This window comes from Mesorhizobium sp. ISC11 (assembly GCF_037162595.1).
GTDB lineage: Bacteria > Pseudomonadota > Alphaproteobacteria > Rhizobiales > Rhizobiaceae > Mesorhizobium > Mesorhizobium ciceri.
Genome location: NZ_JAVSPW010000001.1, coordinates 5,393,745 through 5,407,331, shown reverse-complemented (window position 1 = coordinate 5,407,331; position 13,587 = coordinate 5,393,745). Strand labels below are relative to the sequence as shown.

Here is a 13,587-nt window from a genome sequence, read left to right as displayed (position 1 = left end):
GAAGGCCTTTCAAAGCTGCTGGAGTTGCGAAAGCGTGAGCGGGGCAACGGCGTAATCGCCGCTGCCGTCGAGACCGGTGACCTCGGCGATTGCGTCGATGTGGCGCGACGAGCCGCGTCCCGCTATGAAGACGATCAGATCTATCGCCTCAGCGATGAGCCGGCGGGGAACGGTGACCACCGCTTCCTGGGCGAGTTGCTCAATGCGATAGAGAGCCGAGCGCGCGGAATTGGCGTGTACGGTAGCGATGCCGCCTGGGTGCCCGGTGTTCCATGCCTTCAGCATGTCGAGCGCTTCCGCGCCCCTCACCTCGCCCACGATGATGCGGTCCGGCCTGAGCCTCAGCGTCGAGCGCACGAGATCGGCAAGGGTGACCGAGCCCCGCCTTGTTCTCAGGGCAACGCAGTCCCTGGCCGCGCACTGCAGTTCGCGTGTGTCCTCGATCAGGATCACCCGATCGTCGCATTCGGCGACTTCAGCCAGCAGAGCGTTGGCGAGTGTTGTCTTCCCCGAGGAAGTGCCGCCGGCGATCAGCATGTTGCGCCGCTCGCGGACGGCCTTTTTCAGCGCATCGGCCTGCAGCGGCAGCATGATGCGTTCGGCAACATAGTCGGCCAGGGTGTAGACTTTCGCGGCGGGCTTGCGGATGGCAAAACATGGCGCCAACACCACAGGTGGCAGCAGGCCTTCGAAGCGTTCGCCAGACGGCAATTCGGCACTGACGATCGGGTTGTCGGCGTGCGCCTCGGCGCGCACGTGCGAAGCAACCAGGCGGATGATACGTTCTGCCTCGGACGGGTGCATGTGAACGTCGGTATCGACCCGACCTTCGCCTAACCGGTCGAGTCGCAGCGCGCCGTCGGGATTGACCATCACCTCGATGACGGACGGATCGGCCAGGGCTTCGGTGATTGCCGGACCCATGGCGGTGCGCAGCATGACACGCCGCCGGTGGTCGGCCTCGGGATGAGAGCTCATCCTTCCCCTCCCCCACCATTGTCTTTGCTAAGCGACTTTTTGCCGGAAGCGATCTGGCGGCCGACCTTCTCAACGAATTTCTCGAAACGCTCTTGGGCAATAGCCTGCGTTGCCCGATCCGGGACCGGCGTGTGGGCGTGAAGGGTGATCGAAAAGCGGATGAAGAGCGCCAGGCTCTCCAGGATCACCTCGGAATCGCGCCTGACGTGGGCAAGATCGCGGGAGAGCCGGTCAAGCCTTACGCCGTAGCGCCGATCGAACTCGCTCTCGCCACGCCGCTCGATGAACGCCTCGATCGCCTTCCCCACGATCGCTGATTTGGTCGTTGACGGATCGCGACTGAGGTTGTCCAGTTTCTCGCTGAGCTCCGGCTCAAGCAGAAACTGATGGCGAATGCGGTGCGGCTTCATGCGGATCGTTCCGACGGCCCGGCGTTGCGCCGGCGACGGGAGAAGCATCGGCCAGACGCTCAAAATTGCTTATGGCCGTTATCTACGCTGAGGTGCGCTCTGCAACTCAGCGGACTTCAGAAGCCGGGAATGACATCGTCGCCCCTGCCCTCGTTGATACCGTAGACGCGGGCCGCAGTGGAAATCCGATCCATGACACGCTTGTCCGCGAGCGCTTCGCTGTCATCGTCTGCGGGCTTGTACAGATCGGCCTGATCGGGCTCTTGAGAGACAACAACGTCTTCTTCGGGCAGGCTTGGATGGCGTTGCTGCTGAACGCCTCCCTCGTCTTCAACTGGCGCGTCGGCGCTTTCCTCGTCCGCAGCAAGTCGGCTATCGACGCTGCACACTTGTCCAGTCCAGCCGTCCGGGCGTGATGCAGGGCAGTCCGCATAGGGTCCGTCGTGCAGCACCGGCGCAGGCAGCACCCGATCTGTGAAATTCTGATCCTGATAATAGCGCAGCTTCTTGGCGCGGATCGGCGGCAACCCAGAAACCAGGACCAATTCGTCTGACGGCGGCAATTGCATCACCTCGCCTGGCGTCAGGAGCGGGCGCGCGGTTTCCTGGCGGCTCACCATGACATGTGAAAGCCAGGGCGCAAGCCGATGGCCCGCATAGTTGCGCATCGACCTAAGTTCGGTTGCGGTGCCGAGGGCATCCGAGATGCGCTTGGCCGTGCGTTCGTCATTGGAGGAAAAGGCAATTCGCACGTGGCAATTGTCGAGAATAGCATTGTTCTCGCCATAGGCCTTTGAAACCTGGTTCAAAGATTGTGCGATCAGATAGGAGCGAATGCCATAACCTGCCATGAAGGCGAGCGCCGTTTCGAAGAAGTCGAGGCGACCGAGCGCCGGAAACTCGTCCAGCATCATGAGCAGCTGATGCTTACGGCTCTTCTTCGGGTCCCCCTCCAGACGCTCCGTCAACCGCCTGCCGATCTGGTTCAAGATCAGTCGCACAAAAGGCTTGGTGCGCGAGATATCCGAAGGCGGCACGACCAGATAGAGCGACAGCGGTCGCTCTCCATCCACTAGGTCAGCGATGCGCCAGTCGCAGGACGAAGTGGCCGCCGCGACCGTTGGATCACGATAAAGCCCGAGAAAGGACATGGCGGTCGAGAGGACGCCTGAGCGCTCGTTTTCCGACTTGTTCAGGAGTTCGCGAGCCGCCGAGGCCACTACGGGATGGACCTGAGGGTTATGCCCCGTCCCGAGATGGTTTGTCGTCATCATCCGCCGTAGCGTTGCGGCAAACGAGCGTTGCGGGTCCGACAGGAAGGTGGCGACGCGGGCCAGCGTCTTGTCCTCTTCAGCGTAGAGCACGTGCAAAATGGCGCCAACTAGGAGTGAATGGCTGGTCTTCTCCCAGTGGTTCCGTCGCTCCAGCGCGCCCTCGGGATCGACGAGGATGTCGGCGATGTTTTGAACGTCCCGGATCTCATCTGGGCCTTTGCGCACCTCCAGCAGCGGGTTGTAGCGTGCCGATCTCGGGTCGGTCGGATTGAACAGAAGGCAGTACGAGAATTTCGACCGCCAGCCGGAGGTCAACTGCCAATTTTCGCCTTTTATATCATGAATGATGGCAGACCCGGTCCAGGAAAGTAGCGTTGGAACAACCAGCCCCACGCCCTTGCCCGAACGCGTCGGCGCAAATGCCATGACGTGCTCCGGGCCGTCATGGCGCAGATAGCGATCGTTCAGCCTACCGAGGAAAACGCCCGCCGGCCGTAACAACCCTGCCGTCTCGACCTCATGAGTCGTGGCCCACCGTGAAGACCCATAGGTCGTAACCGACCCGCGCTGTCGCGCGCGCAAAAGCGAGCCAGCGATTGCGGCGGCACAACCCAGGAATCCGCTGGCGCCTGCAAGCGTACCGGCTTTGTCGAAGACCTCCGGCGCATAAGCATCGAAGTGGAACCACCATTCAAACAGCTTCCACGGCTTGTAGATTGGCCAGCCGGCGAAGAGAAACCATGGTGCGCCGAGAGGCGTCTGGTAGGTCAGCATTTGAGCGCACCATTGGGTTGCCGTCCATACGCCGATAATGACAATTGCGCACACAACGGCGATCTGCCCGATCAGTAGCTTCGTAGGTGTCATCGGCTTGGCCCGCTGAACAACGCGACCTAGCATCGCGCGGCGCAGCCGGGACAGGAATGTTCCTCACATACGATTTGGGAGCAATGAACGACTTCCTACGTATGCAGGTCGGTCAGCACGCGTGTTGCGCCTTCACGCGACACCATCCGCCACTCCATCCTTTCCATTCACCCTGAGGCCCGGCGCCGCCGACAGTTGCGTGACCGCTCCTCCGCAAAGTTATCTTCTGCGTTCAGGGAGCCACGGCGCCTGGGCTGGCTGATGAACACCGTCCGCTCGCGCATGTGGGGTCGAATTGATTTGTGCCCAAGTGGAGGCAGGCTCGTCTTCCAACAGTTGCCGCAGTTCCCCTGGCTCGAACGCCATCATCGGTGGGGAAGCGGGTTCATCCTCCAACAGTTGCCGCAGTTCCCCTGGCTCGAACGCCATCATCGGTGGGGAAGCGGGTTCATCCTCCAACAGCTGCCGCAGTTCCCCTGGCTCGAACGCCATCATTGGTGGGGAGGCAGGCTCGTCCTCCAACAGTTGCCGCAGTTCCCCTGGCTCGAACGCCATCATTGGTGGGGAGGCAGGTTCGTCCTCCAACAGTTGCCGCAGTTCCCCTGGCTCGAACGCCATCATTGGTGGGGAGGCAGGCTCGTCTTCCAACAGTTGCCGCAGTTCCCCTGGCTCGAATGCCATCATCGGTGGGGAGGCGGGTTCATCCTCCAGCAGCTGCCGCGGCTCTTCCTCGTGCGGCAAGCGCCTCCTTAGCCGGTCTTGCAGCGCCTGCCGATCGGCAACGAGGTTGTCGAGGGGCAGCGGCTCGTGGTCTGGCCGCTGCCCTTTCACCAATCGTTCAACCAGCGCCCACGTGCCCTCCAGGACAAATACGCCGCAATCATAATGGTTCGTCTGTCTGGCCATGGGGGCTGGCGCCAAGGTGGCATTCAGCAGTCCTGCGAGCTGTTTTGCAGGCACGTCGTTATATCCCTCTCGCTGGAGGGAGTCGTAGTGATAGGCGAACCGCCTTTCCGGGTCGCGGCGATCAACGAGCAGCAGCGACCAATGGGTGCCGGGGCTAGTAGCCGTGCCATTATTCACTGGCAAGAACAGGAAGTCGGCTGTGGCGTTGTTTTGATTATAGATGGACTGCAATATGCCTCGAGCGTCTTGCGGCGACGTGTGTCGCAGTAGATGGGATACGGAAGGATCCACCAGCCGAGTCCGGGCAGCGAGCGCCGGATTGATCCCCTGCAGTTGCCCCTCCAGCAAATTGTAATCTCTCTGGATATGGGCGTCGCTCAGCCATTCGGCGGCGCCGAGCACCCGCCCCGTTGCAACGTTGGACGGGGCTGTCGGATCGAGCGCCCCGATCTGAGCCCCAGAGGAACTGGTAGTCAGTGTGGTCACATCAACCAGTGGAAGGCCGCGGTAGGTGCCTGGCAGCCTAGCGGTTGCTGGCGAGGCGGGTTGGGGAGCTCTTGCCGGTGCCGCTGGCCCAGCTTCAGCAGCGGCCCCAACGCGCCTGGTGACTGCGTCTGCCGGATGAGCAGAAAGGACAGTTTCGCGCCCGAGCACAATGCGCGGCAGGATATCCCGGAGGTGAGCCAATGCAGAACTGATACTTAGCCTATTACCATAGGAGACAGCCTTGAAGCTCTCAACATCTTTATCCAGCGATTTGTCGTGAATCCGAGCCGCAATCCCAAGCTTGTTATTTTGACGCAGGTACTGACTAAAATGTCTAAGAAAATTTGTATAGCCGCCCACGGTATCTGGATTCCGTCCGGTCGCAGGCGCTGCCAGGTACTCCTTGGTCGAAGCGGCTCTGTAATTTCTAATGAGCTCGGCATCGTCAGGATAGGGGATCACGACAGGGCGAGCCATAATCGGGGCTCCGCCTGTCGACTTCTTGAGGTAACGCAGTGCGCCAGCCACGGTGGAGGAACCACCCGTACTCTCGTACTCCTTGAGATCCTGATCCAGCGACGAATGGTAAAGCCGAGCAGCAAACCCTGGCTTGTTGTTTTGAAGGAGCCACCGACTAAAGCCGAAAAGAGAATTTACATTGTAAGTGACCGTGTTCGCTTTGGCCTTACCCGCGTGGAATGCTGCCCTCAGCCCTTCGATAGCGGTCGCATCGTTGGAATAGACAGGACGCTTGTCGGCACCGTCGGGGACTACAATTGGACGATCCGGCTGCACTGTCGAGGGCATCGACCCACCACCTCCGGGATGCGGTGCTGGGGTGGATTCGTGCTCATCCCTCTGCCTGACGAGCTGCGCCTCACATTCCGGTGTAGCCACCTCATGAGGATCCTGCATCGGTTCGATCCCCTCCATCTCCTGCTGCAACCAAGCCAAAGCTTGGCGAGCGGCCTGCGCGGCTTCATCAACCGCGGAGGATGTCTCCACACCTCTGGCGGACGCCGGCAGAGCCTGCTCCGCCCGCCGTCGAAAGAGCTCTGGCGAGGCGGATTTCTCCGCCCACAATCTGGGCTGCGTAGCGAGTCCCCGTCCAGATTTATGTGGCACCGCCTCGCTTGGCAGCGGGCTGCTCCTGTCCCGTGCAGCTACCAGCTCCTCCGGGGCGCCCTGGTCGCCGTGGCGCCAGTTCAAGTGAGGGACGGCCTCTCCAAAGTCGGGCGCTTGGTGTTGGTGCGCGGTTGGGGCGAGAGACAATGGTAGATCGGTGCCCTCCTTATAACCTACCGGCAGGAGCTCCTCTGGCCAATCGAATCCCTGCTGTGGTGCGGTATGCTGAGCAGCGTCGCCACGGGGACGAGCCTCCATGCTGACCGCGTTTTCCAGATGATTCCCGAGTATAACGCGCGGCGGGTTCTTGCGGAGATAAACCAGCGCAGATTCGATCGGAGCTCCACCATTAGAGGAGGCGGCCTTGTAGCTCTCAACATCTTTATCCAGCGATTTATCGTAAATGCGACCCGCAATTCCGAGCTTGTCATTTTGACGTAGGTAATGACTGAAATGGTTAAGAGCAGTTGCGTAGCCGCTCGCGGATCTGAAATGTCTGGTGAGCGCGGCGTCGTCAGGATGGGGGTTCAGGACAGCGCGACCCACAATCGGGCCGGCTCCGCCCATCGACTTCATCAATTGACGCAGTGCGCCAGCCACGGTGGAGGAACCACCCCTACTCTCGTACTCCTCGAGATCCTGGCTCAGCGACGGATGGTAAAGCCGAGCAGCAAGCCCTGGCTTGTTGTTTTGAAAGAGCCAACGACTAAAGCCGAAAAGAGAATTTGTGCTGCGAGTGACCGTGTCCGGCCTGGCTTTACCCGCAAGGAGTGCTGACTTCAGCCCTTCGATGGCGGTGGCATCGTTGGAATAAACAGGACGCTTGTCGGCACCGTCGGGGACCACAATTGGACGATCCGGCTGCACTGTCGAGGGCATCGACCCGTCGAGATGCGGTGCTGGGGTGTATTCGTGCTCGTCCCCCTGCATCACAAGTTGCGCCTCCCGTTCCGATGTACCCACCTGATCGGTGGGGAGTTGCATCATCACGCGAGCGCCTGAGTTGCCAACCTCACCTGGTTGCCGCTCAGTGACAGCATGCTGCAGATTGCTTTGGATCCTCTGCCTCTTCGTTGGTCTCAACTCACCTTTACCATGCGAGCCATTGACGAGGACCTCCTCGCCTAGCGCACCCATCAACTCGTCCGCCGCCTGCAGTTCGCCCAAGTGCTGCTCAAAACCGGCTTGGCCGGCCTGTCCGCTTGCTCGTGCGGTACGGCGTGCTGCACCTGCAGCCAAGCTGCCACGATGAATGTCTAGTTTGTACGGGTGCACGCTATCCTCACTTCCACAGATCACATGAGCAACCTACTCAGGCAAGCTTTCGAGAGGCTGACGAGGTCCGCCGCCGCGGAAGGCGAAGGCTGGTTTTCTGCTCAGCGGTTGACGGCCTCGCGTGTTGCGGCCGCGCCGGGTATCACGCCAATCAATCTGAATAGTCGATGCGTCAAACGAACCAGGATGGGATTTTCGTAGCGGGGCTGCTCTACTCACTCTTGTCCTGAGGGCAGAATTCAACCATATCGCCGAGCAACTGGATGCCGATTGGATACCCGATCCGGAAAGCTTCAGCTCATATGTGACGCGAGGATGAGAATCGTGGCAGCTCCAGACCGACGGGCTGCCACCCACAGCGGCGATGACCGACGAGGGTCTTCTATTGCCAAGGCAATCGTCCGTTCGGGGACCTATGTGTTCCAATGCTCGTCGAGCGGATCGGTGGGCCGCACCGCCGTAGCGTTACGGCGAGCGGAAGCGGCGTTGGGTGCGGCTTTTCCCCTGAACGCTTCACACCAGGCTGATAGGGGATCTTGCAATCGCACACACGCGGTCTGCAGGCGTGCCTATCAAGCAGTTTGCTCAGACCAACGTCGCGGCGAGCCGATCCTCAATACGCAGCGCAAGTCCTAGACTCCACGATCGTCCTTCGGTGCAGATTTGCTCGCGCCTCGCCCTGATTACAGCTGATAAGGCGAGCTAACAATTGCAAGAGCCACAAGCTATTCCAGCTCGATCGGTTTGGTGTTCCAGTCGGGCGGGGTCTGACCGAGAATGTTGCGAACGAAGAAGTCTAGGAGTTTGCGCTCGGTGTAGGTGCCTAGAGTATGGTGATTGGCACCAGGAACGTAGACCATGTCAAAATCTTTTCCTGCCTTGATGAGTCGATCGGCAAGCTGGAACGAGCAAAACGGATCGACATTATCATCCATTTCGCCGACCGCGATCATCAGCTTGCCCTGCAGCCTGTGAGCATTGTCAACGGCGGAGGATTGCGAATATTCAATGCCGACCGGCCACCCCATCCAAAGTTCGTTCCACCAGGTCTTGTCTATCCTGTTGTCGAAGCAGCCGTTTTTGGCGACGGCGACCTTGTAGAAATCGGGGTGAAAGAGCAGCGCGCTGACTGCACTCTGGCCGCCGGCGGATGCGCCAAAAATGCCGACGTTGGATATGTCGTACCATGGATATTGCGCGGCCGCCGCCTTGTGCCACAGAATGCGATCGGGAAATCCTGCGTCCTTCAGATTCTTCCAAGCAACATCATGGAAGGCGCGGGAGCGGTTGTTGGTGCCCATGCCGTCGATCTGAGCAACGACGAAGCCCAGCTGCGTGAGCGGCTCTGTCCACCGCGAGAAGGATTTTGGGACGAAGGAGCCGTGGGGTCCAGCATAGATATTCTCCACAACCGGGTATTTCTTCGTCGGGTCGAAGTTGGCTGGCAGGTGGAGCACGCCCCAGATGTCAGTTTTGCCGTCGCGCCCCTTGGAATGGAAACTGAGCGGCGGCTGCCAGCCTGCGGCGACGAGCTCAGAAATGTCGGCCGTCTCGATCTGCTGGAGCTTGGCATTGTCGCTGGCGCGGTAGAGTGCCATGCGCGGGGGCAGATCGATGCGTGACCAGAGATCGACATAATAGCGCCTGTCAGGCGAGAACTCGATATGGTGGTTGGCCGGTTCGGGCGTCAGTGCAGTCAGTCCCTTGCCGTCAAAGCCGATGCGGTAAGCATGGACCCAATAGGGGTCCTCCTGCGAGTTCATCCCGCTCGCCTCGAACCAGATCTGACGCTTGACCGGATCGACATGGTTGACCCTCCGGACGACCCACTCACCTCGCGTGATCTGGTTTTCGAGCGCGCCTGTCCGGCCGTTGAAAAGATACAAATGCTCATACCCGTCGCGCTCTGATGCCCAGATGATCTCCTTCCCGTCATCGACATCGTAACGGAAGATTTTTCCGGCATCCTCCTGGCCATGCCCCAGCGGCAAATAATCAACGAATGTCTCGCTGGTCTCATCGATCAGGGAGCGCCCGCGGCCCGAGGCGGCGTCTACCTCGACCAGGCGATAAAGCTGATGCCCGCGCTGGTTATATTCGAAAGTGAAGCCGCGGCTGTCCGCCCACCACCGGAGAGGGGAAAGTTCGAAGACGTTCGAGAAGAGGGCACCGTCAATCACGATCTGGCGCCGGCCGGCAATGTCGAACAGGACTGGCTGGGGCAGCGGAAGGACATCGCCCGGCCTGGGATAGAATTTTGTTGAATATTCCCGCTCCAACTGGTCCGTCGAAGAATTGAGGTAGCGGACCTCTCGCCTATAGCCGGGGCGAACAAGGTAAGCGGCGAGGTGGCGCGAGTCCGGCGACCAGCTCAGCGTCGAAAAGACGTAGCAATTGCCTTCGGCTCCGTCCCGGCTCAGAGGAACATCCTGCAATCCGTCCTCGCTGCGCAGGAAAACGTTGCAGTTCTTGATATAGGCGATCCATTTGCCGTCGGGCGACGCGTTGCTCTTGTCGGGGTTGTTCTCCGCTGGCGGCGTGTAGCGGTGGCTGAGCTCCCTACGGTCCCCTTTCCTTGCATCGAATGTGGTGCTGGTACAGTCATAGCTTGCAAGGTCGCAGCTCCACCGGGTGTCTTCAATCTGGAAGTCGAGCCTGCGACCATCCTCACTCAGTTCGAAACGGTCGAACGGAAGATTGCCGGCTTGATAGCTCTCATGGCTCACCTTGTTTAGCGCTGCCGCCAGACGCGCCTGATCGAAAGCGGGCCGCTTGAAACCCGTGGCAGCATCGACCTGCATGAACTGCTGCTCGCCGTGGCTAGTCCGGCGGTAGACGAAGGCTTCACCCCCGGTCAGCCAGAAAGGCATTTTGGGGACATTGACAGTGAGCCCGCCATATCGATCGTTGATCGTAAGTGCGCGCTTGAAATCGGCCGGCGCTAGCGTCGGGTGTAAACTTTTCGAACCCTTGGCCAGCGTCTGAGTTGCCGATCGCCATGCGGCGCGCGCCAAAGCGCCGATCCTGGACATACCTGTTCACTTCTTTCGGTTTTCGGAATGCTAATTTTGAAGTTGGGTTCTCGTCGCCGGTCTGCAGCAGCGCCGAAGCGTCGCCTTGGAGGAGAGCCAGCACGCGGGTGCAGCCAGGCACGCGCAACAGGGGCGCTCCTTGGACATCCAGGCACTGGTTCGGGTGCCGATTGAAGAGTTGGCGTCCGCCGCCGAAACAACCAGGAAAGAGCGTCCATGCAGCCCTGACGCGACTATTTCCCCGCGAGTATGGCCGCTTGCTTTTCTGCATCATCTGAAAGGTCCTGCTCTAGTCGGGCCGGATGTCACCCCGGCAGAAATCATTGTGCTATTTCGACAATCTCCGAGCGATTGCCGCCGGCCCATGACGAGGTTTACCGATAGGGCGCAATATGCGTGCCAAAGGAAAAGCGGTTTAAATACACGGCAATCCGCCTATGTCGCATCCCCAACATCGTCGCACACCGGACAATGCCGGACGAAATTGTCCCGGGGCGTCAAATTGGTTTGATGGTGACCCAAGGAGTTCTGGCTTTATCTGAGGCGTTCGGCCTTTTTCGAAAGCCGGACTCTTCGCGCGTTTCCGACGGCCCGAAGCGCCTGATCAAAGCTGACGGCATTCCCGGGTCTTGGCCTTGCCACAGCAGCACCTGCTGCATCAATTCCGACGGACGCTGTAGAACACCTGCAACACACGGCCCGCAGCAATTTCTCCGGCGCAACGCTGGGGCGACCGCCTTTGGCACTGCAGGCGTACATGCCGGAAAGGATGCCGTCTAGCCGCACCAGCGCTCCATTGATCATCAGCCGGTGCGGGCACCAGGATGACCGGCTGGAACGAAATCTTCCAACCGCTTCATCGTGAACAGCTGCTCCATGAACACATCGCTCCCGTCAATCGAGCCGTCTCGCCAGGGGGATCAATAGTCTGTCTTTGGCGTAGGTATTTCAGCAGCCTGCTGTTAGCGTGCGGACGACGCCGACATCAACCGGCGGACAAATGCGACGAGGGCAACAAGCGCGCCTGACGCAACGCCGCCAGATCAGCCGAGCCCGTGCAGAAGCAGGCGACGGCCAACTGGCGGATGACGATCTCGAAATGCGCGACAACGGCCCCGGTGGACACTGTCGCCGCGCCCAGCACGCTGGCCGCCTGCCCGGCGATGTCCGCGCCCAGGCGGATGGCCTTGGCCACGTCGACGCCATCGCGGATCCCGCCCGACGCGATCAGCTTCACCGTTGGCAGCGCCCGACGCACCGCCTGCACGCTGGTCAGGGTGGAATCCCCCAATCGGCGAATGACATCGCCACTGCACGGTCGGCGGCATTGCGGGCGCGCTCGCCCTCCACTGCGGCCCAACTGGTGCCGCCGGCGCCGGCGACATCGATTACCGCCACGCCCGCCTCGACGAGCGCACAGGCACCGAGGCGGACAGGCCCGCCCCCACTTCCTTGGCCACCATCGGCACGCCCACGATGCGCGCGGCGCCAGCGATCAGCGCCAGGACGCCGCGCCAGTTCGCGGTCGCCCTCCGGCTGTACCGCTTCCTGCAGCGGATTGAGATGGACGATGAGCCCATCGGCCTCCAGCGCGTCCACCGCGCGACGCGCCAGGTCCAGGCCGTCGGCCTCCCGCAGTTGCGCGGCGCCGATATTGGCCAGCAAGGGAATGTCTGGCGCCAGGCGGCGCAGCGCGCGCGTTAGCCCCTGGGAGTTGCGGGATTGCAGGCTCACACGCTGCGAACCGCACATGGCGATCCCCAAGGCTTGCGCTGCCTCGCTCAAATGCCGGTTGATGGCCTCGGCCCGTGGCATGCCGCCGGCCATAGAGCTGATCAGCAGCGGCGCGCGCATAGCCTTGCCCAGCAGCGAGGCGCGCAGGTCGATCTGCGTCAGGTCCAACTCGGGCAGTGCGCAGTGTTCGAGATGGATGTACTCCCAGCCAGCGGCCACCGTGGCCGGCGCCGTTCGCCGATCCAGCACGATGTCCAGATGTTCGTCCTTCCCCGGCTCAGGGCGGTGTCGCTCATGCTCGCTCCATCCGTAGCAGCGGGCGACGGCGTTGCGTCGGATCGAACCGACGGCAGCGCGCCCAAGCCGCCGCCTCCGGCGCGTCCAGGCCGACGCACGCTGGCCTCCCCCTGCAGCGTCGCTGCGATAGCGGCTGGTCGAAGTCTGGTAGTACTGCGCGCGGATCGCCGCCATCGCCTCGATCAACGGTCCCCACGGCGCGGGAAAGCATTCTTCCGCCATCACCCGGTGCAGCATGCGCGTATGGCCGGCCAACTCGTCGTTGAGGAACTCAACCACAGGCATAGCCGGATAGCGCTGCAGAAGCAGGATCGCCGCGTTATCGCCGGCCGACCTGTCCTTGTCGCGTCCATGCAGATCGTTCTGCAGGCGCCCTATCACTGAGATGAGCCGCAGGACCTGGCGAAACGCTGGACGCGCGCGCAAGGTCGCCATGTCCAGCCCCCACAGCAGCGACAGGCAACAGAACACGGTCCCGTAAGCGATCGAATCGATGCCGTTGTGCAGGTACTCGGCGTAAGACCAGCGTCGCGCCCCTGCCGCCTGCGCGTGTCCGGCGCGCAGCGCCGCGCAGTAGCACCGGGTATAGTCGAGAAGCCGAGCATAGTCGTGACGATCGTAAGCGAGCGCAGCCAGCGAAGCGCGCAGCTGAGCGCAGCCCTCGAATCCGGAGAGCACGCACGGTACGCCGTGCCCCAGCGCCTGCTCCAGGGCGGCGAGCTGCTCCGGCGCGATCAGGCCAACGTCGTTGCAATCGTCTAGCCAGAACAGCAGCGCCAGTTCGCGATAGAACGCCACGATCAGCGTTTCGTCCTGCGGATCGCGGCCGGTGCGGGCGCTGGTGTCGCGCAGGCTCGGGTGAATGCGTTGCAGGATATACTGGCCGCCCCTTACCGCTTCCTCAGCATGCTCATCCGCGAAACCGGTCAGGGCACGCCCCCACTCAAGCACCTGCTGCAGCGCGCGTTCGGTCTGGATCATGGCGCCGCCCCTGCTCCCTCGGCTACGACGCGCCGCCCACAACGAAGCGCCAGCCACAACCCGGCGAGACCGCATCTCCGCGCCATAACGGCGATCGCGAAGTTATCGATCCGATTGCCAGTTGCTGATGCAAGCTCTTGTGAACGGCCGTTAGGACCGGCCCGCAGCCTCGCCGGCAGTATCGAGCAATCCGCTTGCGCCGGCTCGCCATAGCAGGCGAGG

5 protein-coding genes and 3 pseudogenes are annotated in these 13,587 nt (G+C 61.5%); all 8 read right to left on the bottom strand.

Annotated elements, in window-relative coordinates; translation table 11 throughout:
• Positions 1 to 9: 9 nt before the first annotated feature.
• On the bottom strand, positions 10 to 978 hold the full coding sequence (gene trbB, locus RPF88_RS26075; RefSeq protein ID WP_024502850.1) for a P-type conjugative transfer ATPase TrbB: 969 nt from the start codon (positions 976 to 978) through the stop codon (positions 10 to 12).
• Positions 975 to 1,388 (bottom strand): CopG family transcriptional regulator, encoded by a 414-nt coding sequence (locus RPF88_RS26070; RefSeq protein ID WP_063170364.1) that lies wholly within the window; start codon positions 1,386 to 1,388, stop codon positions 975 to 977. The genes trbB and RPF88_RS26070 overlap by 4 nt, the downstream gene beginning before the upstream one ends.
• Positions 1,389 to 1,504: 116 nt before the next feature.
• Complete coding sequence (locus RPF88_RS26065) at positions 1,505 to 3,529, bottom strand: conjugal transfer protein TraG (RefSeq protein WP_063169233.1); 2,025 nt, start codon at positions 3,527 to 3,529, stop codon at positions 1,505 to 1,507.
• 219 nt (positions 3,530 to 3,748) lie between these two features.
• Positions 3,749 to 7,213 carry a Ulp1 family isopeptidase gene (locus RPF88_RS26060; protein ID WP_063169234.1) on the bottom strand — a complete coding sequence of 1,155 codons (3,465 nt, stop codon included), beginning with the start codon at positions 7,211 to 7,213 and terminating at the stop codon, positions 3,749 to 3,751.
• A gap of 833 nt (positions 7,214 to 8,046) precedes the next feature.
• Entirely contained in the window at positions 8,047 to 10,353 is a 2,307-nt protein-coding gene (locus RPF88_RS26055; RefSeq protein WP_337123457.1) for a S9 family peptidase, read from the bottom strand.
• 667 nt (positions 10,354 to 11,020) lie between these two features.
• A pseudogene (locus RPF88_RS26050) lies at positions 11,021 to 11,252 on the bottom strand (IS5/IS1182 family transposase); the annotation flags it as partial.
• Between the two features lie 86 nt (positions 11,253 to 11,338).
• Positions 11,339 to 12,383, bottom strand: a pseudogene (fni, locus tag RPF88_RS26045) (type 2 isopentenyl-diphosphate Delta-isomerase).
• A gap of 88 nt (positions 12,384 to 12,471) precedes the next feature.
• Positions 12,472 to 13,365 (bottom strand): annotated as a pseudogene (locus RPF88_RS26040) (terpene synthase family protein); the annotation flags it as partial.
• Positions 13,366 to 13,587 lie beyond the last annotated feature (222 nt).